The sequence below is a fragment of the Pseudomonas sp. TAA207 genome (assembly GCF_001529285.1).
Taxonomy (GTDB): Bacteria; Pseudomonadota; Gammaproteobacteria; order Pseudomonadales; family Pseudomonadaceae; genus Aquipseudomonas; species Aquipseudomonas weihenstephanensis.
This window is the reverse complement of record NZ_LLWJ01000063.1, coordinates 109178-131210: the sequence shown is the minus strand read 5'-3', so window position 1 is coordinate 131210 and position 22033 is coordinate 109178. Positions and strand designations below refer to the sequence as shown.

Sequence of the window (22033 nt, the reverse complement as noted above, 5' to 3'; positions counted from 1 at the left end):
CATGCATCCGCTTGCTCGCATCACCCTGCTCAGTTTCGCCTTAGGCCTGAGCGCCTGTGCGATTCATCAGCCTTCGGATCAAACCGCCCCGACCACGCCAGCCCCGGTGCCGCAACCGTCGTCGCAGCCAGCTGGCAAGCCGTTGCCGGACATGCCGATTCCCAAACCGCCAAAGCCATTGCCACGCACCTCGGCGACCTTTGCCCCGCCACCCGGCGGGCCGAGTCATTGGGATGCCCGCTTGGGCGTTTATGTGCTTGAAGAGCAACCCGACACGTTCTACCGCCAGCGCACCTATTACCGCTGGAGCAACGGCTGGAGCCGCTCCGTCAGCCCGAACGGGCCGTGGGAAGAAACTGACATCAGTGGTGTGCCGCCGGGCTTGAGCCGGCAGTTCAAGTAAAAACCGGTCACTGGCACTGAAGGCAAATGCCTTCAGTGCCAGCGCTTGGCGCGTTTTGTCCATTCCCCCGTTGTCTCCCACTATCAAACAAGTTCTTTATTGAGGGCGTGTCGGGAATACTTGGATTGATCATTCAATACCGTCATCTGATGGGGCTTGAATGATGTAGTGTTTTGGATTAATCGCGAGTGTTGTCAGAGTAAAGACGTATTAAAAACTGTCAATTCTGACAGTTTACCCCCGCAAACTTGCCCTCTACATTTAAATGACTTCCCTTCTCATGGCGGTGAGTTATATGAGTCGTTTAATGTGCGTAATGATGTTCCTGTTATTAATGCTGGGCGGACAGCAGATCGCCGCTGCTGATAAGTGCATGGGTGCTTGGTCTAAAAGCAGCGCTTCGAAAAGTTGTAGGGTCGTGAGTTCGGAGATTAGGAAAAACGAAAAAACAGGAAAAGAACAGTGCTATGTCAACGCTAGATGTTCGCGTCATATCGGCGAAAACTCTTACCCCACTTCTGGCTACTATGAACCTTCCAATGTGCCAAAACTTGAAAATATCGAGGGTGAACTTAAAGTCGGTAATTAAGTGCCTTGTCGGGTTAAAGGGTAGAGGTGGGGTGAGCCACGCCATGAGCGCGTGATTGCTACACGTTGACGCAGTGCGCCCGCACTGTGCTTTAGGCAATCACGCCTCTTTATTCTAACTTCGCACTGTGCGTTTAGGCTTGGCTTTGGCCGTGGAGCTTTTGCGTTTTTTCTTCCAGGCCGGTGCGCTGCCTGCCGGGCTGGCGGGGCCGCTGATGGTCATTTGCAGGCCGCTGCACCGCTCGATGTGCTTGCTCATCCACGCCGCCTGTTTGGAGACAAAGGTCTCAAGGCTCATTTCACCGCTTTGCACCATGTCCAGTGCTTGCTCCCAGATCGCGGTGGTGCCCGGATCGGCGATGGCGCGCGGCACCGCGTCGATCAGGCTGAAGGCGGGCGGGGTGGCGGCCAGCGCTTTGCCGTTTTTGCTCAGGTAGCCGCGGTCCAGCAAGCCTTGAATGATGCCGGCGCGGGTGGCTTCGGTGCCGATCCCGGTGGTGTCCTTGAGCTTTTGCTTGAGCAGCGGGTCTTGCACCAGCTTGGCGACGTTTTTCATGGCCTTGATCAAATCGCCCTCGGTGAAGGGTTTGGGCGGTTGGGTCCACAGGTCTTTGAGCCGCACGTCGGTAATCGCACAATCCAGACCTTCGCGCAGCAGGGGCAGCGGCTGCGGCGCCGGGGCGTCGCTTTTGGCGGGGGCCAGGGCTTGGGGCAGTGCGCGTTTCCAGCCGGGTTCGACGATTTGTTTGCCCACTGCGCGCAAGGCCTGGCCCGCGCAATCGAAGTCGGCCTGGGTGCGGTCGTACTCATGATTGGGCAGGAATTGCGCCAGATAACGTGCGCGTATCAACGTATAGACAGCCCGCGGTTTGCCCGCCAGGCGTTCAAGGTTTTTGGCTGCCGCCGTGGGGATGATGCCGTGGTGAGCGCTGACTTTGGCGTCGTTCCAGGCCCGTGAGCGGCGTTGAGGGTCCAGATGAGCGGCTAATGCGCCAAGGTTGGGGTCCGCCTGCTGCAACGCGTGGAGGATGGACGCGGCCTCAGCGTGCTGGCTTTGTGGCAAGTAGCCACAATCGCTGCGCGGGTAGGTGATGACTTTGTAGGTTTCGTACAGCGACTGGGCGATGTCGAGGGTTTCTTGGGCGCCCAGCCCCAGCTTTTTTGAACACACTTCTTGCAGCGTGCCGAGGTCGAAGGGCAGCGGCGCGACTTCGCGCATGCGCTCTGTACGCAGTTTGACCACGCGCGCCTGGCTGGCGTTTTGCATCGCCGTGGCCGCCTGCCGGGCGTGAGCCTGATTCAGGCAGCGGTCTTGTTCGTCACAGGTGTGCGGGTCGGCGCGCCATTGCGCGGTGAACACTTGGCTGTCGTGCTTGAGGTGTACCTCAATGGCCCAGTACGCCACGGGCACGAAGTCGCTGATGCTGCGGTCGCGGTCGACCACCAGGCGCAAGGTCGGGGTTTGTACGCGACCTACCGGCAGCACGCCCTGATAACCGGATTGACGCCCCAGCAGGGTAAACAGACGGCTCATGTTCATGCCGATCAGCCAGTCGGCGCGCGAGCGTCCCAGTGCGCTGTGGTACAGGTTGAAGGTCTCTGCACCGGGTTTGAGTGCAGCCAGCGCTTTACGAATGGACGCGTCGTCCAGCGCGGACAGCCACAAGCGTTGAATCGGGCCGCGATACCGGCAGTGATCGACCAGTTCGCGGGCGATCATTTCGCCTTCGCGGTCGGCGTCGGTCGCAATCACCAGTTCGCTGGCTTCACCCAGCAGACGCTTGACGGCTTTGAACTGGCTGGCGGTTTTGGGTTTGACCCGCATCTTCCATTTATCCGGAATGATCGGCAGATCGGCCAGCACCCAGCGCTTGTAGCGCTCGTCGTAGGCGTCTGGCGGGGCGGTTTCGAGCAAGTGGCCAATGCACCAGGTAACGGTGGCGTTGGGCCCCGTCCAGCAGCCATCGCCGCGTCGGCTGGCGCCGAGCACGGCCGCAATATCCTTGGCCTGGGAAGGTTTTTCACACAAAAACAGCCGCATCGCTTCACTCGTTCATGCTGCGCAGAAGGTGCACAGCATGGCAGAGATTTAAACGAGAGCAACTGTTTTTACTGTGTTTATGTACAGCTTGTTGCGGTGTGCGTTAAGTCACGTCGCCGCGGCCGAGGGCGTTTACGACGGCTTCGCCGCCGTACGCAGCCTTCGGCAGCGGCTACGCGGGTGCAGATTTGCGATCCGGGCTGTGTCGGGTTACTTGGCCGGGTAGACCTGATCAAAGACCCCGCCGTCGTTGAAGTAGGTTTTTTGCACGTCACGCCAGTTACCGAAGGTTTTTTCCACCGACAGGAAGTCAACTTTCGGGAAGCGGTCCTGGTATTTAGCCAGTACGGCCGGGTCACGTGGGCGCAGGTAGTTGTTGGCGGCGATTTCCTGACCTTCAGACGACCACAGGTATTCGAGATAAGCCTGGGCCACTGCACGCGTGCCTTTTTTGTCGACCACTTTATCGACCACGGCCACAGGCGGCTCAGCTTCGGCCGACACGCTTGGGTAGATCACTTCGAACTGGTCACGACCAAATTCGCGGGCAATCATTTCGGCTTCGTTTTCGAAGGTCACCAATACGTCGCCAATCTGGTTGGTCATGAACGTGGTGGTGGCCGCACGGCCGCCGGTGTCCAGAACCGGTACGTGGGCGAACAGCTTGCCAACGAAGTCGCGGGCCTTGGTTTCGTCCCCGCCGTTTTTCAGCACGTAGCCCCATGCCGAGAGGAAGGTGTAACGACCATTGCCGGAAGTTTTCGGGTTGGGCACGATGACTTCAACGCCATCCTTGACCAGGTCTGACCAGTCTTTCAGCGCTTTTGGATTGCCTTTGCGCACGATGAAAACCGTGGCGGAGGTGAACGGCGCGCTGTTGTCGGGCAGCAGCGTGACCCAGTTTTCAGGCACCAGCTTGCCGTTGTCTGCCAAGGCGTTGATGTCGGTGGCCATGTTCATGGTGATGACGTCAGCGGGCAGACCGTCGATGACCGAACGCGCTTGCTTGCTGGAGCCACCGAACGACATTTGAATGTTCTGTTTTTCTTTGTGCCCGGCTTCCCAGTGTTTCTGGAAAGCCGGGTTGTATTCCTTGTAGAAATCGCGCATGACGTCGTACGAAACGTTCAGCAGCGGCTGGGGCGCGGCATGGGCAACACCGATAAAGGCCAGGCTTGCGGCCAGGACAGAAGCGCTAAAAAGTTTTTTCACGGCTCATTCCTTGTTATAGGGGGCAAATAGGGCAATTTGCCAGCAACTATAGCTGCTGGCGCTTAGTGCTTAAAAGATTAAAAAAAGCTTTGCTTATGCATTTTTGGTGAATAACGCGTTACCGCATCGCGAGCAAAACGAGGCCGTGGGTTCGTGGCGTTCTTTCTTGCAGGTGGGGCAGTTGTGCTTGAGTTGCTCACCGCGCATGGCATTGGCCAGTTCGGCGGTGAAAATACCGGTGGGCACGGCAATGATCGAGTAACCGGTGATCATCACCAGGGCCGAGATGATTTGCCCGACCGGGGTTTTGGGCACGATGTCACCGAAGCCCACGGTGGTGAGGGTGACGATAGCCCAATAGATACTGATTGGAATGCTGGTGAAGCCGTTTTCGGGTCCTTCGACCACGTACATCAGGGTGCCAAACACGGTGACGAGCGTGGAAACACTGACCAGAAAGACGATGATTTTTTGCTTGCTGCCTCGTAACGCCGAGAGCAGGTAATTGGCCTGACTCAAGTAAGGGGCAAGCTTGAGCACGCGAAAGATTCGTAGCATGCGGATGATACGAATAATCAGCAGGTACTGAGCGTCGCTGTAATAGATCGCCAGGATGCCGGGCACAATGGCCAGCAAATCCACCAGCCCGTAAAAGCTGAAGGCGTAGCGCAGGGGCTTGGGCGAGCAATACAGGCGCAAGCCGTATTCAATCGCAAACACGAAGGTGAAGCCCCATTCGATATAGGCCAGCACGCTGGCGTAGTCGCGATGAATGCTGTCGATGCTGTCGAGTATCACCACCACCAGACTGCACAGAATGATCAGCAGCAGCGTGGTATCGAAACGGCGTCCGGCGGGTGTGTCGGCCTGAAAGACCATGACGTACAAACGCTGACGCCAATCGTTGTTATCCATGTGGGTAGCTCGAATCTCAAAGGTAAGAAGATTCGTGGATTAGCGTTCAATGCGCAACCCGGATCGCGCCCCCGCAGGTTTAATGATGCGGATGCTGGCATGCACCAGCCAACAACTGAGAATAAAGGGCGCCGTCAGCGCAGGCAGGCCGAGGGCGGCGAAGCCGGGTGTCAGCAGCAGGGCCAGTGCAATGCCCGCCAGTGGCCGCCAGGGTTGGCGTGTGCCCTGGCTCAGGGCCAGTGCGGCGAGTGCGGCGTTGTAACCGCCCAACCCACTCAGCGCGGCCAGCGGTTCGTGCTCAAGCAGACTAAAACCCAGGCCGGCCAGTGAACCAGCCAGCGCCCACAGCGCGGCCCGCCAATGACTGAGCCACAGCCCCAGCACGATCAGCAGCCCGGCGATCGGCGACGGCAACAACATGACTTGGCCCAGGCCGCTGAACAGCCCTTGCAGCAGCGTGTGTGCATTGACCGGCGGCGTGGCGCTCAGGCTGGCAGCGGGTGCGGCATTGAGACTGAGCAAGAGCCAGCCGAGCGCGACAAAGGGCGCGGTGTAGGCCATCAGGCTTTGATCGCGGTGGGCACGTTTGAGCCACTGATGAATCAGCATGGTGCTCAGGCCAGCACTGGCGATGATCAGCAGCGGCAGCATGGGCGACCACGGCAGTTGATGGCTCAGCAACAAGCCCAGTAATACGCCGTTGTAGCTGTAAAGCCCGGCCTGACGCTGCGCTTTCGGGTAGCCGCGTCGCTGGGCGGTTAACAGGCCGCTCAGACCGCCGAGCAGGGCGCCGCCCACCAGGGCGGGTGCGCTGACCACAATCGCGAGTAAGCAAAACACGCCACACAAGGGGTGACGTTGCAAAAAAATCTGACTGAAACCGTTGCACAGAGCAGTCGCCCAATCCGGGCAATGCTGGCTGAGGGGGGAGGCGTGCATGGTGGCGACACACTTCAGAGGCGGGTGAGAGGTGTAGCCGCCGCCCGAGATGGGGCAGCGGCTATAAGCACAGCGCGATTATTTGTCGCGGATCGAGAAGTTGGCCATGTGCTCCAGGCCCTTGATCAGCGCCGAGTGATCCCAGTTGCTGCCACCGATGGCGGCGCAGGTGCTGAACACTTGCTGGGCGTTGGCGGTGTTGGGCAGATTGATGCCCAGCTCGCGCGCACCGGCCAGTGCCAGGTTGAGGTCCTTCTGATGCAGGCTGATGCGAAAGCCCGGATCGAAAGTGCCTTTGATCATGCGCTCGCCATGCACTTCAAGGATCTTGGATGACGCAAAGCCGCCCATTAATGCCTCGCGCACTTTGGCGGGATCGGCGCCGTTCTTGGCAGCAAACACCAAGGCTTCAGCCACCGCCTGAATGTTCAGGGCGACGATGATCTGGTTCGCGACTTTGGCGGTTTGACCGTCGCCATTACCGCCGACCAGCGTGATGTTCTTGCCCATGCTTTGCAGCAGGGGCAGGGCACGCTGGAAGGTTTTTTCGTCACCGCCGACCATGATGCTCAGGGTGCCCGCCTTGGCACCGACTTCGCCGCCAGAGACGGGTGCATCGAGGTACTGCGCGCCTTTGGCGTTGATTTTTTCGGCGAAGGCTTTGGTGGCGGTTGGCGAGATCGAGCTCATGTCGATCACCACTTTGTTGGGGCTAAGGCCCGCCGCAATCCCGTCTTCACGGAACAGCACGTCATCGACCTGCGGGGTGTCGGGCACCATCACGATGATGAATTCGGCTTCCTGGGCGACTTCTTTCGGGTTGGCCAGTGCGACGGCGCCCGCGGCAACCAGTTCGGCAGGGGCGGCACCGTGGTGAGTGGACAGGAACAGGCTGTGCCCGGCCTTTTGCAGGTTGCTGGCCATGGGTGAGCCCATGATCCCGGTGCCGATAAATCCGATTTTAGCCATGACAAATCCTCTTGTTTTTATTAAGGGGGTGCTGCACTGCCCGTATTCGCTGGCGAAGGCTGCGTCCGATTGCCAAGCAATCGTCATTGCAGCGCGCGCCGGTTACACCGTTGCGCCGGCTTTGCCGCCGGACGCCGCCTGCGGCAGCTGCTACAGCGTGTGCGCGTGACGCTTTTACACCGCGTTGTGCGTCTTGAGCCAACCCAGCCCGGCTTCCGTGCTGGTCAACGGTTTGTACTCGCAGCCGACCCAGCCCTGATAGCCAATGCGGTCCAGGTGTTCGAACAAGAAGCGGTAGTTGATCTCGCCGGTGCCCGGTTCGTGGCGCCCTGGGTTGTCGGCCAACTGGATATGGTTGATGTGTGGCAGGTGCGTTTGCATCGTGCGCGCCAGATCACCTTCCATGACTTGCATGTGGTAGATGTCGTATTGCAGGAACAGGTTGGCGCTGCCCACTTTGTCCTGAATCGCCAGCGCCTGAGACGTGTTGTTCAGGTAGAAGCCCGGAATGTCGCGGGTGTTGATAGCTTCCATCACCAGCTTGATGCCCACCGCTTGCAGTTTGTCAGCGGCGTATTTGAGGTTGGTGACGAAGGTTTTTTCGATCACGGCCTCGTCAACGCCTTGTGGGCGAATACCCGCCAGGCAGTTGATCTGGTCGTTGCCCAACACTTGCGCGTAAGCGATGGCCAGGTCGACACCGGCACGGAACTCTTCAACACGGTCCGGCAGGCAGGCGATCCCGCGCTCCCCTTTGGCCCAATCACCGGCTGGCAAATTGAACAGCACTTGGGTCAGTTTGTTGGCATCGAGCTGCGCCTTGATATCGGCAGAGCTGTAGTCGTACGGAAACAGGTATTCAACGCCGTGGAAACCAGCGTTGGCAGCCGCTTGAAAACGGACAAGAAAATCCTGTTCGGTGAACAGCATGGACAGGTTGGCGGCAAAACGCGGCATGGCGAACTCCAGCTTTTGAGCCCTCTCCCTGTGGGAGAGGGGCAGGACGATTAGTTAGTCGAGCATCGAAATGGCAGTCGGTGCATCGTTGCCCACCAGCGCCAGGTCTTCAAACTCATTCACGGCGTTGATTTCGGTGCCCATCGAGATATTGGTCACGCGTTCGAGAATAATCTCCACCACCACCGGTACGCGGAACTCTTTGATCAGCTCTTGCGCCTGGCGCAGTGCGGGCTGGATCTGGCTCGGCTCGAAGACGCGCAGCGCTTTACAGCCCAAACCTTGTGCCACGGCGACGTGGTCAACGCCATAACCATTGAGTTCCGGTGCGTTGAGGTTGTCGAAAGACAGTTGTACGCAGTAGTCCATTTCAAAACCGCGCTGCGCCTGACGGATCAGGCCCAGGTAGGAGTTGTTCACCACCACATGGATGTAGGGCAGGTTGAACTGTGCGCCAACGGCCAGCTCTTCGATCATGAACTGGAAGTCATAGTCGCCGGACAAGGCAACCACGTTGCGATTTGGGTCAGCTTTGACCACGCCCAGCGCAGCAGGAATGGTCCAGCCCAACGGGCCTGCCTGACCGCAGTTGATCCAGTGGCGTGGTTTATAGACGTGCAGGAATTGCGCACCGGCAATTTGCGACAAACCAATGGTGCTGACGTAGCAGGTGTCTTTGCCGAACACCTGGTTCATCTCTTCGTACACGCGTTGCGGCTTGACCGGCACGTTATCGAAGTGGGTTTTGCGGTGCAGGGTGGCTTTGCGCTGCTGGCAGTCTTGCAGCCAGGCGCTGCGGTTTTTCAGCTTGCCCGCGGCTTTCCATTCGCGCGCCACTTCAAGGAAGACCTTGAGCGCTGAACCTGCATCCGAAACGATGCCCAGATCAGGGGTGAACACACGGCCGATTTGTGTCGGCTCAATGTCGACGTGAATGAATTGACGACCTTCGGTGTACACCTCGACCGAGCCGGTGTGACGGTTGGCCCAGCGGTTGCCGATGCCCAGCACCACGTCCGATTTGAGCAGGGTGGCGTTGCCGTAGCGGTGCGAGGTTTGCAGGCCGACCATGCCCACCATCAGGGGGTGATCGTCGGCAATCGTGCCCCAGCCCATCAGGGTCGGGATGACCGGGATGCCGGTCAGTTCGGCAAATTCCACCAACAGGTCGCTGGCGTCGGCATTGATCACGCCACCGCCGCTGACCAGCAACGGGCGCTCGGCCTTGTCGAGCATGGCCAGGGCTTTTTCGACTTGCACGCGGGTGGCCGACGGCTTAGCCAATGGCAGCGGCTCGTAAGCGTCGATGTCAAATTCGATTTCAGCCATTTGCACATCAAACGGCAGGTCGATCAGTACCGGGCCAGGGCGTCCGGAGCGCATTTCGTAAAAGGCTTTCTGGAAGGCGTAAGGCACTTGGCCCGGCTCCAGCACGGTGGTCGCCCATTTGGTCACGGGTTTGACGATGCTGGTGATGTCGACGGCCTGGAAGTCTTCCTTGTGCATGCGCGCTCGTGGCGCCTGGCCGGTGATGCACAGAATCGGGATGGAGTCGGCGGACGCGCTATAGAGGCCGGTCACCATGTCGGTGCCTGCGGGGCCGGAGGTGCCGATGCACACGCCAATATTGCCGGCCTTGGTCCGGGTGTAGCCCTCGGCCATGTGCGAGGCGCCTTCCACGTGGCGAGCAAGTACATGATCGATGCCGCCGACCTTTTGCAAGGCCGAGTACAGCGGGTTGATGGCGGCGCCCGGGATACCGAATGCGGTATCGACACCTTCGCGACGCATCACCAGAACGGCAGCTTCGATTGCTCTCATTTTGCTCATTGCTTTGTGCCTCTTACGTTTTGTAATTGTATACAAGTGGCTGTGTGGCGAGTGTATTCATCCTCCGTGGTGCAGGTCAATGGGTTTTAGTTAATCTGTGGAGCTTGGCTTTGAAGGCGTGAAATAGAGGGATTGCAACTTTATCAGGCGATTCGCATGCGTAAAATTGTATACAAAGTTAATATTTATTGTGTTCTATTGGTTGTATCAGGTCGTCTATCAAGACGACCAAAAGGGTTTCCAATAACAAGATAAGGACGGCAACCATGAGTGCTTTAACCTTGAAACTCGCGTTAAACCTGGCCACTCACGCCCTGGCAGCCGGGCGTCAGATCTCAGCCGCACCGTTGGCGGTGGCGGTGCTGGATGGCGGAGGGCATCTGGTGGCGTTACAGCGTGAAGATGGCGCCAGTCTGTTGCGGCCCCACATAGCAATTGGCAAGGCATGGGGCGCGATTGCGCTGGGCAAGGGTTCGCGCTTGCTGGCGCTGGACGCGCAGCAGCGCCCCGCGTTTTTTGCAGCGCTCAATGGCATGGGCAAAAGTGAGGTGGTGCCGGCGCCGGGTGGGGTGTTGATACGCGATGAGCATGGGCAGGTGATTGGCGCGATGGGCATCAGCGGCGATACATCTGACATCGATGAACAGTGCGCGATCAGCGCCATAGAAGCGCAAGGTTTGCGGGCGGATGCAGGCGTGGTGGTCTGAGTCTTGTGCTGTAGTCGCTGGCGCAGGCGGCGAGCCTTTGATGTTTTTAAAGACTCGCCGCCTGCGCCGGCGACTACCAACAGTGTTCAGCTTCAGTCCGGTGTGCAGCCTTTGAGTACCAGCCGAATGATGGTCTGGGTCGCCGCTTCGTAGTCGTGGTCGTCGAGTTTGGCTTTGCCGGTGATGGCCGAGATTTGCCAGTCGAAGTCTGCGTAGGTCTGGGTTGCGGCCCAAATGCTGAACATCAGGTGGTGCGGGTCGATGGGGGCAATTTGCCCGCGGTCGATCCAGATTTGAATGCACTCAATGTTGTGCTTGGCCTGAGCGTTGAGCAACTCGACCTGTTTTTCACTCAAGTGCGGCGCGCCGTGCATGATTTCGCTGGCAAAGACCTTGGATGCAAACGGCAGGTCGCGGGAAATCAGGATTTTTGAGCGGATGTAGTTGCTCAGTACTTCGTTCGGTTCGCCGTCGGCATTGAACGGGGTCGAGGCCCGTAGAATCGGGTCGATGATGCTTTCGAGCACCTCGCGGTAGAGGTTCTCCTTGGACTTGAAGTAGTAATACACATTGGGCTTGGGCACGCCTGCCTTGGCCGCGATGTCGCTGGTTTTGCTGGCGGCGAAACCCTTGTCAGCGAATTCTTCGCTGGCGGCGCGCAAAATCAGCTCTTTATTACGTTCGCGGATGCTGCTCATAAACCCGTATTTCCTTGCCTGCTTGGGCGGTCGGGCATGGTAGCACCGGGCTTGCGGGCGGCTCAAGATTGCCGCTTGAGGGCTGGCACACGCTATGCTTAGCGTCATTCAATCTGGAAGGGACAACCCCCCATGGCAGGCAGCAGTTTGCTGATGTTGCTCGACGACATCGCCGCGGTACTTGACGACGTCGCGCTGATGACAAAAATGGCCGCCAAAAAGACTGCCGGAGTGCTGGGTGATGACTTGGCGCTGAATGCGCAACAAGTCAGCGGGGTACGCGCCGAGCGCGAACTGCCGGTGGTGTGGGCGGTGGCCAAGGGCTCGTTTCGCAACAAGCTGATCCTGGTGCCCGCGGCGTTGGCCATCAGCGCGTTTGCACCCTGGGCGGTGACGCCGCTGTTGATGGTGGGCGGCGCGTATCTGTGTTTTGAAGGCTTTGAAAAGCTGGCGCACAAGTTTTTTCACAGCAAGCACGCCGATCAACACGATCGGGCCGCGCTGTCGGCGGCCGCAGCGGATGCTGAAGTCGACCTGGTGGCTTTTGAGAAAGACAAAATCAAGGGCGCCGTGCGCACAGACTTTATTCTGTCGGCCGAGATCATTGCGATCACCCTGGGCACTGTGGCGGATGCGCCGCTGATGCAGCAAGTGGTGGTGCTGTCCGGCATCGCCATCGTCATGACCGTCGGGGTTTATGGCGTGGTGGCGGGCATCGTGAAGATGGATGATGGCGGTTTGTACCTGACCCAAAAGACCGGCGATGGCACCTGGCCGCGCGTTCAGCGCAGTTTCGGCCAAGGCGTGTTGAATGCTGCGCCGTACATGATGAAGGCGCTGACGGTCATTGGTACGGCGGCGATGTTTATGGTCGGTGGCGGGATTCTGGTCCACGGCGTGCCGGTGCTGCATCACTGGGTTGAGGCGTTGGCTCAGAGCAGCGCGCCTTTTGTGGGACCGCTGTCGGTGATTGTGCCGACGTTGCTCAACGCCGTGGCCGGCATCATTGCCGGCGCTGTGGTGTTGGCGGGGGTGATGGCGGTCAGCAAAGTGTGGCGCGCCATCAAGGGTTGAGCGGTCAGTGACTCAGGTTGTCGAGCATGGCGCTGACCGTGAGGCTGGCGCTTTCCATGTCGTTGATTTGCAGTAGCACCTGGCTCCAGTTTTTCTCCTGGGCTGCATGCAGGGCGTTGTGCGCGGTTTGGTGAACAACGCGGTGCGGCTCGTTGAGTTGCTGGAAGTCGCGGTTGTCGGCATAGCGCGCCTGGGTTTCTGGCGCCAAATACCATTTGCCGAGGCGGCAGGTGGTGTGGGTCGACAGTTGCAGGTTCTCGTCCTGTTTAAACAAGCGTTGATAGACCATCAACTTGAACAGCAAGTGATCGAGCTTCACTGACTCGCAGAACGAGCGCAGGGCAATGCCTTCGATCAACTGACTCATGTGCTCGCCCAGGGTCATCATCTCGTCGAGGGTTTCAGCCGAGCGCGAGACATCGCCAGACAGCCGTGAGGCTTCATCCGACAACACACCAATGGCGGTGCTGGCGGCTTCGGTTTCCTGGTTGATACTCGACACCAGCTGGCTGATTTCCTGGGTTGCGCCATTGGTACGTTGTGCCAGCGCGCGCACTTCATCGGCCACCACGGCAAAGCCGCGGCCCTGTTCACCCGCGCGGGCCGCTTCAATGGCGGCGTTGAGGGCCAGCAGGTTGGTTTGGTCGGACACGGCTTTGATCAGCTCGACGATGCGACTGATCTCGCCGACGCGCTGGCGCAGCACGCCGACGCTTTCGACACTGCTGACGCCTTGACCGGCCATATGCCCCAGCGAACTGGAGAAGCCGGCCAGCAGGGCTGACGTTTGCGCAAATACATTGCTGTTGTCGCGCAAGTGAACCACTTCACCTTGCAGGCTTTCGGCCTGTGCGACTACGCCATCGCGGGTTTTTTGCAACGATTCGTCAAAACGCTCCAGCTTGCTGTGCAAGTCTTGTTGGTAGCGTTCGTAGTGTTCCAGCACTTGCTGCTGGTCGCGGTCTTGAATGACCTGTGCACGCAGGGCTTGAACCTCCTGTTCAAGGGCCTGTTTGTCCTGCTCTAACGCATTTAATTGCGTTTCAAGGTTGGCGCAGCGTTGGCGCCATCGGCGGTTGAACATCCGTTTGTACTCCCGAGGCTTGAGACAGAGCGTCTTCTGAAAAAATATTGCACTGTCTGTATCGGCCGCCGGGCGCGAAACATAATAGCCATAGAAAGCGCATTGCCATTATATGGCCACTACCCGCGCGGGCGCGGGCAGGCAGGATCTAACCGGCCAAGCTGGCGGTGCGGGGCAGGGTGCTGTTGTGCAGCAGGCGATAGCCGAGCACGGCGAATAACAGCACGCCTGTGCCTGCGCCCAACGACACGGCAAAACCTGCCTGCGCGCCGTAAGCGTCAATCACCCAGCCACCGAGCACAGCACCCAGTGCCACGCCCATGCCCAGGCCGGTAATCATCCACGTCAGTCCTTCGGTCAGCTTGGCCGCCGGGACGATGTTTTCTACCAGGCCCATCGCAGTGATCAACGTCGGCGCGAAAAACAGCCCGGCGACAAACATGGCGCCCGCCAGGGTTGCGATGCTGTTGACCCACATCAGCGGCACCACGGTGATGGCGGTGGCCAGTGCGCCGATCAAAAACTGCTTGGGCAAGGGCATGTTCAGTTTTAGCGTGCCGAAAATCAGCCCCACCACGCAGGAACCCAAGGCGTACACCGACAGCACAATGCTGGCGGCCGCGGGTTGACCCTGTTGTTGGGCGAAGGCGACGCTGACTACGTCCACGGTGCCGACGATGGTGCCCATACCCAGCAATACCAGCAGCAAAATAACCACCGCACCTTGGCGTAACACGGTCCCGCCGTGTTCGGTGCTGCGCGGGTGAACCGGTGGCTCGGTCTGGCGTTGCAGCACAAACGCGGTCACGCCAATGGCCAGCAGCCCGGCGGCAACCAGTGGGCCAGCCTGTGGGAACACGGCCACGCTCAGGCCCACGGAAATGGGCGGGCCGATAATGAAGCTCACTTCATCGAGCACCGATTCGAGCGAAAACGCGGTGTGCAACTTGGGCGAGCCGCGGTACAGCTCGCTCCAGCGTGCGCGCACCATGGCGGGCATGCTGGGTATGAACCCGGCCAATGCGGCAAATACGAAGAGTGTCCAGTCGGGTGTGCCCAGATAACTGCACAGCAACAAGGCCAGCAGCGCGCTGACCCCGATGGCGGTGACGCCAGGCAATACGCGGCCTTGCCCGTAGCGGTCCACCCAGCGTGAAATTTGGGGTGCGATGAGCGCCATCGCCAGCGCGAAGGTCGCGGCGACGGCGCCCGCCAGCCAATACGATCCGCGTAACTGTGCCAGCAGGGTGATGATGCCGATCCCGGTCATGGAAATCGGCATGCGTGCGATCAGGCCCGCGGCGCAAAAAGCCATGCTGCCGGGGGCGCTGAAAATCTCGCGATAAGGGTTTGCCATACAAGCTCCGCAACGATAAGTGGGCCGCGATGGGGCTTTTTTGAAACCTGACATACGCGGCGTATGCAGAAATATACGCATACGCGACGTATGTCAATTAACATACGCCGCGTATCCAAAAATAAAGGAGGCGGACATGGCGCCCAAAGCGCGTTCACAAATGATAGAAGAAACCCGTGCCAAGCTGCTCGAGGCGGCGCGTCAGGCGTTTGGATCGGTGGGCTATGCGCAGACCTCGATGGATGAGCTGACCGCCTCGGTGGGTTTGACCCGTGGCGCGCTGTATCACCACTTTGGCGACAAGAAGGGCTTATTGCAGGCCGTGGTGCAACAGATTGACGCTGAGCTGGACGCCCAGCTGGCGCAGGAATTCGAGCAGGCGAGCAGCCCGTGGGAAGGGTTCAGAGGACGTTGCCGGGTATTTTTGCAGATGGCCCTGGAGGTTGAAGTGCAGCGCATTATGTTGCGCGATGCTCCCTCTGTATTGGGTTCGGAGTACCTGCAAAGCAGCCAGTCTGATTGCAGTGCGTCGCTGGCCGCGATGTTGCGCGACTTGATCGAGGCCCAGGTGATCCAGCGCACCGATCCCGAGGCGTTGGCGCGTTTGATTCAAGGCGGCTTGATGGATGCCTCGTTCTGGATCGCCGCCGATCAACAACCGCCGCAGCGCCTGACGGCGGCGCTGGACAGTCTGGACTTGATGCTGCGCGGGGTGCTGCGAGTGCCTCAGCCGGGGCAAGCAGGCTGAGGCCGGTGCATCAGAAGTGGTATTTGACCAGCAGGCTCGCGGTGTCCTGATTGGTTTTGAAGGAACCGCTGTCTTCGATGCCGTATTTGTTTTTCCAGTAGTCGTATTCGAGACCGACGTACAGCTGTTTGGCGCCCCAGTTCAACGCTTTGCCCAAGTCATATTTGACCTGCGGGTTGAAGTGCAGGTTGGCGTGGTAGGTGCCACGGGCGTTTTGGTCGTTGTCGACCACCCAGTCCATGTAGCCGTCGATCAGCACGTCAGAGTTGCCCACGGGCAGGGTGTAAGACCATACCGGGGTGATCTGCCACACGCCTTTGCCGGCGCGGTTGCCTTCCGGGAAGCGCTGGTAGAAGTTCAGCTGCACGAAGTCGAAGCCCGGCACGTCAAGGTCAAAACCTGGGCCAATCAGGTAAGCCTCGGTATCGCCTTCACCAAACTCGTAGGTCATGGCCAACAGCACGTCTTTGATCGGGCCGAATTCAAACTTCTGATCGAAGATTTTGCCCAGTGACAAGCGCGGTGTGAACTCACCGTAATAGGTGTTCGGGCCGACGTTACCGTCTTCTTTACCGTTGTAAAAAATACGGTCGAGGAAGAAGAAGTTATCGCCGTACTTCCAGCTGTCTGCGTGTTCGAAGGTCAGGGTTTGTTGAATCGATGGATTCACCTGGAAGTTCTTGCCCCACAAGTAAGTCAGGCTGTTGGTTTGCCATTGCAGCAGGTCGCCGGCGACGGCCGGTGCCCCGCCCAGCAAGCTCCCCGCGAGCATCAGGCTGGTCAGTGTGCGCTTCATTCGGTTGCTCCAAAAAGTAAAGTGTGACGCGGTGAATGGAACGTAGTGCTCTGTATTGGCACTTTGGTTCCGTGTTTAAAAGTTGGCTCTTCGGTCAACTTTAATACCCTGAGCAAGTGTTGGGCCACACGTGGCGATTGGCCAAGGGAATGCGCTCAGCTGTATCGGACAGTTGAGTCATTAGGCGTGTAACTACTTGATCTGAATGGATTAAGTTGGCTTGTAAGTCAGCTTTGAAACACCGCTCAAGTGTGAGCGGCCGCGCAGAATACTGTCTCTGACTGTTCGGCTCAAGTGCTCCGTCATCGCCACCGGGCAGGCCATGACGGAGCGTGCACGCAAAGGGTGCTAGAAGTGGAATTTAACCAAGGCGCTGGCCGTGTTCTGGTTGGTGTCCAGGCGGCTGCTGTTTTCGATGCCGTATTTGTTTTTCCAATAGCTGTATTCGAAGCCGACATACAGTTGTTTTTCACCCACATTCAACGCTTTGCCCAAGTCATATTTAACCTGGGGGTTGAGGTGCAGGTTGGCGTGATAGGTGCCGCGTGAGTTTTGATCGTTGTCGACCACCCAGTCCATGTAGCCGTCGATCAGCACATTGGAGCGCCCCATGGGGATGGTGTAGGAAAACGACGGAGTGATCTGCCAGGCACCTGTGCCGGGGCGTGGGCCTTCGGTGTGACGGCGGTAGAAGTTGAGGGTGAAGTAATTGAACCCGGGCACGGCCAGATCAAAGCCGGGACCGATCAGATACGCCTCGCTGTCACCTTCGCCGTACTCGTAGGTCATGGCCAGCAGCACGTCTTTGATCGGGCCGAACTCCAGTTTGCGGTCCAGGATTTTGCCGAACGACAAGCGCGGGCTGAACTCGCCGTAATAGGTGTGCGGGCCTTTGTTGCGATCGGGTTTGCCGTTGTAGAAGATCCGGTCGACGAACAGGAAGTTATCGCCGTACTTCCATTTGTCGGCGTGCTCAAAGGTCACGGTTTGCTGGATCGAGGGGTTGATCGCAAAGTTCTTGCCGTAGAGGTAGGTCAGGCTGTTGGTTTGCCATAAAAACAGATCCCCGGCCATGACCTGACCGGCAGCCAAAAACCCACCCGCGAGCGTAGCGCCCCAGTGTGTGCACTTCATGGGTAACTCCTTTTTATTATTGTTTTAAAGCAAAAGCCCTCACCCCAACCCTCTGCACAGGGAGAGGGGTGAGGTGAGCGCTTTAATCAGCCCCCAGTGGGTGAAGGCATGTGATCAGTGCTGATGCACGTGGCCACTCAAGGCTGCACGCTCGGCGCCGCCCAATACGTTGAACAGCAGATTGAGGCACACCGCACTGACGGCAGCCATCGCGATACCGCTGTGGGTGATGGGGCCCATCCACATCGGCAAGTGGGCGAAGAACTCGGGACGCACCACAGGAATCAGACCCATGCCGATACTGACCGCGACCAGTAACTGATTGCGGCGGTCGGCGATATCGGCTTCTTGCAGGATTTTGATGCCGGTCGCCGCCACCATGCCGAACATGGCAATGGCTGCGCCGCCCAATACCGCTGGCGGAATCGAAGCCACCAAAAAGGCGGCTTTAGGCAGCAAGCTCAGGGTGATCAAAAACACCCCCGCCATGATCGTCACCGAACGGCAGCGCACGCCGGTCATCTGCACCAGGCCGATGTTTTGGGCGAAGGAGGAATGGGTGAAGGTGTTGAAGAACCCGGCCAGAAAGGAGGCGCCTGCGTCACACAGCAAGCCGCGGCGCAGCATGCGCGGGGTGACTTCCTGACCGGTGATCTTGCCCAGCGCCAGAAACATCCCGGTGGACTCGACAAAAATGATCACCACCACCAGGCACATCGACAAGATCGGCGCCAGATGGAACTCAGGCATGCCGAAATGCAAGGGTGTGACCACCTGGAACCACGGCGCGTTACCTATGCCGTTTAGGTCAACCATGCCCATTGCACCCGACAGCACATAGCCCAGCGCCATACCGATCAACACTGAAATATTGACCCAGAAGCCGCGCATGAAACGGTTGATCAGCAAGATGGTGCCCAGCACCAATGCCGCAATGCACAGAAACACCGGAGAGCCGAATTGTGCAGCACTGCTGCCGCCGCCCGCCCAGTTGACGGCGACCGGAAACAGCGACAAACCAATTGAGGTGATGACCGTGCCGGTCACCAGTGGCGGGAAGAAGCGCACCACTTTGGACATGAAGGGCGCAATGACCATCCCGAAGAAGCCAGCTGCAATGGTGGCACCGAAAATGCCGGTCATACCGATACCCGGCATACCGGCCATCGCCACCATACTGCCCACCGCCGCAAAACTGGCGCCCATCATCACCGGCATGCGGATGCCCATAGGGCCAATGCCCAGTGACTGCACGATGGTTGCGATCCCCGCCACCAACAAGTCGGCGTTGATCAGAAAAGCAATTTCCTCACGACTCAGGCCAGCGGCTTGTCCGATGATCAGCGGCACGGCCACGGCGCCCCCGTACATGAGCAACACGTGCTGCAAACCCACCAGAATCAATTGCAACATCGGCAACCGCTGAATAGGCGGCGGGGCGGTCACGGCGGGTATGCGCGCTTCAGTTAAATCGGACATGCAACACCTCGGTCATTTTTATTGTTGTGAGCTAGTGGTGTGGTTTTGTAGCCGCTACCGAAGACTGCGACAGGTTCGACAGACTGCAAGACGTATCGAACCGGGCACCCCGGCGAGGGGTGATCGCAGCCTTCGGTAGCGGCCACAAACAGTGTGTATCAGTTAGTTTGAGCTCCTGTGTTGATCCAGGAACCGATGAGTTCACGCTCTTGTTGGGTCATTTGCGTAATGTTGCCCAACGGCATGATTTGACTGGCGACGGCCTGCGCCTGAATGCGTGGCGCCATCAGCTGGATTTGTTGTGCCGTGTCAAACATCACGCCAGCCGGTGCTGCGCTGAACAGCGGGCTGGTGGGTTTTGAGGAGTGACACACGGTGCAGCGTTCCTGGATCACGGCATGCACTTGTTCGAAATCAACTGTGGCCACCGGTTTTTCAGCGGCGGCGGGCGCCGTGACCGGAGCGGGATGGGCATCTGGCTTGGCACCGCTGACGGCGGTTTCCGGGATGGGCTGATACTTGATCACCTTGGCCGCTTGCGGGGCTGCTGGTGTCGGGGTCGGGCCGGTGACGTACGCCAGGCAAATCATGCCCAAGGCTGCGACCGGTAAGGTCCAGGCATATTTATGGCTGTTGTGGCGGGTGTTGAAGTAGTGACGCACCAACACGGCCAACACGGCGATCCCGGCCAGGATCAACCAGTTGTACTGGCTGCCATAGGTACTCGGGAAGTGGTTGCTGATCATGATGAACAGCACCGGCAGGGTGAAATAGTTGTTGTGACGCGAACGCAGCAAGCCTTTGGCCGGCAGTGCCGGATCGGGCGTGCGGCCTTCCTTGATGGCCGCCACCAGCGCGCGCTGCGCCGGCATGATGGTGCGGAACACGTTACCCACCATGATGGTGCCGATGATGGCGCCGACGTGCAGGTAGGCGCCGCGCCCGCTGAACACTTTGCTCAGGCCAAACGCTGCCGCAACCAACAGCACAAACAGGACCAAGCCGAGCAACGCCGGGCGTTTACCCAAAGCGGAGTCGCACAGAAAGTCGTAGACAAACCAGCCGGCAATCAACGACCCGATACCGATGGCGACCGCTTCAGGGCCACTGAGGGTACTGCCGGGTGCAATCAGGTACAGCGCCGGGTTGAAATAGAACACCAGGCACAGCAAGGCAATGCCGGACATCCAGGTGAAATAGGCTTCCCATTTAAACCAGTGCAGGTTTTCCGGCATGGTCGGTGGGGCCAGTTTGTATTTTTCGAGGTGGTAGATGCCGCCGCCGTGAATGGCCCACAAGTCGCCGGCCAGACCGTCTTTGGGGTTGGCACGGTTGAGGTTGTTTTCCAGCCAGACGAAATAAAACGACGCGCCGATCCAGGCCACACCAGTGATCATATGAATCCAGCGCACGCTCAGATTCAGCCATTCCATTAAATGTGCTTCCACAGTCTTTACCTCTGCCCGTCGCTCTTTTTTGAGCGTTTGGGCCTTCTCTTATTGGTGGGGGGCGAGGATCAACAGCTCATCCTCTTTAAAGAAATGCTCATCGCAGTTATTGCCTGTGCCACTGCGATCAACCACCAGGAAGTCATCCCGCTTTTCGATCGTCAGCACCGGGTGGTGCCAAACGCCGCGATGGTAATTAATGCCCTGCCTGCCATTGCTGACAAAAGCGCGGACCAAACCTGATACAGGTGCGTCGCCAACGGGCGCGACCACGATCAGAAAGGGGTTGCCGAGCAGCGGGATAAACGCTTGGCTGCCCAGCGGATGGCGCTCCAGCATGCGTACGGTAAACGGCATGTCCTGCGCATCGGCGCGGAAAATGCTGATGATCGCTTTGTCATCCGGGGTAGCTGTTTCAACTTCGGCCAGACGATGAAAGCGCATGGTCGAACCGTTGTTGATCATGAAGTGGTCGCTGCCATCGGTTTCAATCACGTCACCGAAAGCGGCGAAAGCTTCTTTGCTCAAGGGTTCAATCGTTAATGTGCGCATGGTGGGTCTTCTTATTCGGATTGCTGTGGTGTTTTGTGGGTGCAGTCGCCGCCTGCGGCAGCGACGACTGGCTCTACCTTATTTAGCGACTTTGCCCAGTACACGGATGCGGCTTACACCACCGTCCGGGAACAGGTTGAGGCGGATGTGAGTGATCGGGCCGAGGTTTTTCAGTTGCTCGCTGTACGTGTGTTCAGCGTGCATTTCCATCTTCTGGCTCGGCAACAGTTCACGCCAGAACAGCGATTGGGTTTCGATCTGGCTGTCGGTGCCGCCCTTGACGTAAGCGCCCTGAATCGAGCAGCTGTCGGGGTAGTTACCTTTGAAGTGCAGGGTGTCGACGATGATTTTTTCGATCTCGCCCGGATGCCCCAGCGCGACGATGACCCAGTCATTGCCCGGTGTACGACGACGGGCGGTTTCCCAGCCATCGCCCATGTTGATACCGCGGCCGGGGTTGAGGATGTTGCTCATGCGTCCGAAGTGCTCATCGGAGCAGGCCAGCGCGCGGCCGCCGTTGAGGGCCGCAGCCAGGTCAACCTGCTCGTTGTCACCCACCGCCGACCAGTCGCGGAACGGCACGCCGTAGACGCGCAGGCGGGCAACGCCGCCGTCCGGGTAGATGTTGAAACGCAGGTGGCTGAACGCCTGATCGTTGTTGATCTCGTGGTAGTGGTGGCTGTTGCCTTGCAACTCGACAGCCGACAGCACTTCAACCCACTGGGTGTTTTCGTTCGGTTCGCCCGAGGCCAGGAAGCAGGCTTCAAGCGAGGCAGACGGCGGGAAGTTGCCGGTGAAGAATGAAGTGTCGATGTCCACGCCTTTGATCGAGCCGGGTACGCCCAGGCGGATCACCGCGCTGTCATAGCCTTCGAAGCGCTTGCGGCGGGACTCCCAGCCGTCCATCCACTTGCCGTTGTCATCGAAAACGCCCTCCTTCCATACGGCCGGGGTCGGCTGGAACAGACGGTTGGCGTCGGCGAACCAATCATCGGTGACGCTGATGATTTTGGTGCCCAAGCGGGCGTCGGCCAAGTTGACGAACTTCTCGAACGGTACGGCGTAAGCTTTCATTCTTCTGGTCTGCCTTTGAATAAGTGGC

Annotated in this window: 21 protein-coding genes and 1 pseudogene; 5 read left to right on the top strand and 17 right to left on the bottom strand. The window is 58.8% G+C overall.

What is annotated here, in order from left to right:
- The first annotated feature begins 1 nt into the window (after position 1).
- Together AP059_RS09600 and AP059_RS09595 are read left to right on the top strand one after the other, a co-directional pair.
- Positions 2–403, top strand: coding sequence for a hypothetical protein (locus AP059_RS09600; protein ID WP_059763007.1), 402 nt, complete (start codon positions 2–4; stop codon positions 401–403).
- A gap of 295 nt (positions 404–698) precedes the next feature.
- Complete coding sequence (locus tag AP059_RS09595) at positions 699–992, top strand: hypothetical protein (RefSeq protein ID WP_131811518.1); 294 nt, start codon at positions 699–701, stop codon at positions 990–992.
- Between the two features lie 114 nt (positions 993–1106).
- Here the strand turns inward: AP059_RS09595 and AP059_RS09590 are convergent, their stop codons facing one another.
- From AP059_RS09590 to gcl, 7 genes are all read right to left on the bottom strand, one after another.
- Entirely contained in the window at positions 1107–3032 is a 1926-nt protein-coding gene (locus tag AP059_RS09590) for a DNA topoisomerase III (protein ID WP_059763005.1), read from the bottom strand.
- Positions 3033–3242: 210 nt separating this feature from the next.
- The gene (locus AP059_RS09585) at positions 3243–4244 is read right to left on the bottom strand and encodes a sulfate ABC transporter substrate-binding protein (protein WP_059763004.1); all 1002 of its coding nucleotides are present in this window, start codon (positions 4242–4244) and stop codon (positions 3243–3245) included.
- A gap of 93 nt (positions 4245–4337) precedes the next feature.
- The gene (locus AP059_RS09580; RefSeq protein ID WP_048402421.1) at positions 4338–5159 is read right to left on the bottom strand and encodes an ion transporter; all 822 of its coding nucleotides are present in this window, start codon (positions 5157–5159) and stop codon (positions 4338–4340) included.
- Positions 5160–5198: 39 nt separating this feature from the next.
- Positions 5199–6098: an urea transporter gene (locus AP059_RS09575; protein WP_059763003.1), complete on the bottom strand. Its 900-nt coding sequence runs from the start codon at positions 6096–6098 to the stop codon at positions 5199–5201.
- Between the two features lie 78 nt (positions 6099–6176).
- On the bottom strand, positions 6177–7067 hold the full coding sequence (locus AP059_RS09570; RefSeq protein ID WP_048366287.1) for a 2-hydroxy-3-oxopropionate reductase: 891 nt from the start codon (positions 7065–7067) through the stop codon (positions 6177–6179).
- A gap of 174 nt (positions 7068–7241) precedes the next feature.
- On the bottom strand, positions 7242–8024 hold the full coding sequence (gene hyi / locus AP059_RS09565) for a hydroxypyruvate isomerase (protein ID WP_048402424.1): 783 nt from the start codon (positions 8022–8024) through the stop codon (positions 7242–7244).
- A gap of 54 nt (positions 8025–8078) precedes the next feature.
- Positions 8079–9854 (bottom strand): glyoxylate carboligase, encoded by a 1776-nt coding sequence (gcl, locus tag AP059_RS09560; RefSeq protein ID WP_059763002.1) that lies wholly within the window; start codon positions 9852–9854, stop codon positions 8079–8081.
- 266 nt (positions 9855–10120) lie between these two features.
- On the opposite strand from gcl, the gene AP059_RS09555 reads away from it, so the two are divergent.
- Positions 10121–10561, top strand: coding sequence for a GlcG/HbpS family heme-binding protein (locus tag AP059_RS09555; protein WP_048366290.1), 441 nt, complete (start codon positions 10121–10123; stop codon positions 10559–10561).
- Between the two features lie 92 nt (positions 10562–10653).
- Here the strand turns inward: AP059_RS09555 and AP059_RS09550 are convergent, their stop codons facing one another.
- A complete protein-coding gene (locus AP059_RS09550; RefSeq protein ID WP_048366291.1) occupies positions 10654–11259 on the bottom strand; it encodes a TetR/AcrR family transcriptional regulator in 606 nt (201 codons plus the stop codon).
- A gap of 132 nt (positions 11260–11391) precedes the next feature.
- Between AP059_RS09550 and AP059_RS09545 the strand changes: the two genes are divergently transcribed.
- Positions 11392–12333, top strand: a complete 942-nt coding sequence (locus tag AP059_RS09545; protein WP_059763001.1) for a DUF808 domain-containing protein — start codon at positions 11392–11394, stop codon at positions 12331–12333.
- Positions 12334–12337: 4 nt separating this feature from the next.
- On the opposite strand, the gene AP059_RS23040 is transcribed toward AP059_RS09545, so the two are convergent.
- The 3 genes and pseudogenes from AP059_RS23040 to AP059_RS09535 form a co-directional block, all read right to left on the bottom strand.
- Positions 12338–12700: a CZB domain-containing protein gene (locus tag AP059_RS23040; RefSeq protein ID WP_256209798.1), complete on the bottom strand. Its 363-nt coding sequence runs from the start codon at positions 12698–12700 to the stop codon at positions 12338–12340.
- Positions 12701–12730: 30 nt separating this feature from the next.
- Positions 12731–13009 (bottom strand): annotated as a pseudogene (locus AP059_RS23035) (methyl-accepting chemotaxis protein); the annotation flags it as partial.
- Positions 13010–13565: 556 nt separating this feature from the next.
- Positions 13566–14774: an MFS transporter gene (locus tag AP059_RS09535; protein WP_059762999.1), complete on the bottom strand. Its 1209-nt coding sequence runs from the start codon at positions 14772–14774 to the stop codon at positions 13566–13568.
- Positions 14775–14910: 136 nt separating this feature from the next.
- Between AP059_RS09535 and AP059_RS09530 the strand changes: the two genes are divergently transcribed.
- Positions 14911–15522, top strand: a complete 612-nt coding sequence (locus tag AP059_RS09530; protein WP_059762998.1) for a TetR/AcrR family transcriptional regulator — start codon at positions 14911–14913, stop codon at positions 15520–15522.
- Positions 15523–15532: 10 nt separating this feature from the next.
- On the opposite strand, the gene AP059_RS09525 is transcribed toward AP059_RS09530, so the two are convergent.
- From AP059_RS09525 to alc, 6 genes are all read right to left on the bottom strand, one after another.
- Entirely contained in the window at positions 15533–16318 is a 786-nt protein-coding gene (locus AP059_RS09525; protein WP_059762997.1) for an outer membrane protein OmpK, read from the bottom strand.
- 348 nt (positions 16319–16666) lie between these two features.
- Positions 16667–17452 (bottom strand): outer membrane protein OmpK, encoded by a 786-nt coding sequence (locus AP059_RS09520; RefSeq protein WP_059762996.1) that lies wholly within the window; start codon positions 17450–17452, stop codon positions 16667–16669.
- A gap of 114 nt (positions 17453–17566) precedes the next feature.
- Positions 17567–18931, bottom strand: a complete 1365-nt coding sequence (locus tag AP059_RS09515) for a nucleobase:cation symporter-2 family protein (protein ID WP_059762995.1) — start codon at positions 18929–18931, stop codon at positions 17567–17569.
- A gap of 158 nt (positions 18932–19089) precedes the next feature.
- Positions 19090–20379 (bottom strand): urate hydroxylase PuuD, encoded by a 1290-nt coding sequence (locus AP059_RS09510; protein ID WP_059762994.1) that lies wholly within the window; start codon positions 20377–20379, stop codon positions 19090–19092.
- 48 nt (positions 20380–20427) lie between these two features.
- Positions 20428–20931 (bottom strand): ureidoglycolate lyase, encoded by a 504-nt coding sequence (locus tag AP059_RS09505; RefSeq protein ID WP_059762993.1) that lies wholly within the window; start codon positions 20929–20931, stop codon positions 20428–20430.
- A gap of 78 nt (positions 20932–21009) precedes the next feature.
- Complete coding sequence (gene alc, locus AP059_RS09500; protein ID WP_048366300.1) at positions 21010–22005, bottom strand: allantoicase; 996 nt, start codon at positions 22003–22005, stop codon at positions 21010–21012.
- Positions 22006–22033: the final 28 nt, after the last annotated feature.

Coding starts and splice junctions, on each gene's coding strand:
- alc (WP_048366300.1), bottom strand. CDS start 22,005: ATGAAAGCTTACGCCGTACCGTTCGAGAAGTTCGTCAACTTGGCCGAC.
- AP059_RS09575 (WP_059763003.1), bottom strand. CDS start 6,098: ATGCACGCCTCCCCCCTCAGCCAGCATTGCCCGGATTGGGCGACTGCT.
- AP059_RS09515 (WP_059762995.1), bottom strand. CDS start 18,931: ATGTCCGATTTAACTGAAGCGCGCATACCCGCCGTGACCGCCCCGCCG.
- AP059_RS23040 (WP_256209798.1), bottom strand. CDS start 12,700: ATGAGTCAGTTGATCGAAGGCATTGCCCTGCGCTCGTTCTGCGAGTCA.
- AP059_RS09590 (WP_059763005.1), bottom strand. CDS start 3,032: ATGCGGCTGTTTTTGTGTGAAAAACCTTCCCAGGCCAAGGATATTGCG.
- AP059_RS09520 (WP_059762996.1), bottom strand. CDS start 17,452: ATGAAGTGCACACACTGGGGCGCTACGCTCGCGGGTGGGTTTTTGGCT.
- AP059_RS09570 (WP_048366287.1), bottom strand. CDS start 7,067: ATGGCTAAAATCGGATTTATCGGCACCGGGATCATGGGCTCACCCATG.
- AP059_RS09545 (WP_059763001.1), top strand. CDS start 11,392: ATGGCAGGCAGCAGTTTGCTGATGTTGCTCGACGACATCGCCGCGGTA.
- AP059_RS09550 (WP_048366291.1), bottom strand. CDS start 11,259: ATGAGCAGCATCCGCGAACGTAATAAAGAGCTGATTTTGCGCGCCGCC.
- AP059_RS09525 (WP_059762997.1), bottom strand. CDS start 16,318: ATGAAGCGCACACTGACCAGCCTGATGCTCGCGGGGAGCTTGCTGGGC.
- AP059_RS09505 (WP_059762993.1), bottom strand. CDS start 20,931: ATGCGCACATTAACGATTGAACCCTTGAGCAAAGAAGCTTTCGCCGCT.
- gcl (WP_059763002.1), bottom strand. CDS start 9,854: ATGAGCAAAATGAGAGCAATCGAAGCTGCCGTTCTGGTGATGCGTCGC.
- AP059_RS09535 (WP_059762999.1), bottom strand. CDS start 14,774: ATGGCAAACCCTTATCGCGAGATTTTCAGCGCCCCCGGCAGCATGGCT.
- AP059_RS09530 (WP_059762998.1), top strand. CDS start 14,911: ATGGCGCCCAAAGCGCGTTCACAAATGATAGAAGAAACCCGTGCCAAG.
- AP059_RS09600 (WP_059763007.1), top strand. CDS start 2: ATGCATCCGCTTGCTCGCATCACCCTGCTCAGTTTCGCCTTAGGCCTG.
- AP059_RS09595 (WP_131811518.1), top strand. CDS start 699: ATGAGTCGTTTAATGTGCGTAATGATGTTCCTGTTATTAATGCTGGGC.
- hyi (WP_048402424.1), bottom strand. CDS start 8,024: ATGCCGCGTTTTGCCGCCAACCTGTCCATGCTGTTCACCGAACAGGAT.
- AP059_RS09580 (WP_048402421.1), bottom strand. CDS start 5,159: ATGGATAACAACGATTGGCGTCAGCGTTTGTACGTCATGGTCTTTCAG.
- AP059_RS09555 (WP_048366290.1), top strand. CDS start 10,121: ATGAGTGCTTTAACCTTGAAACTCGCGTTAAACCTGGCCACTCACGCC.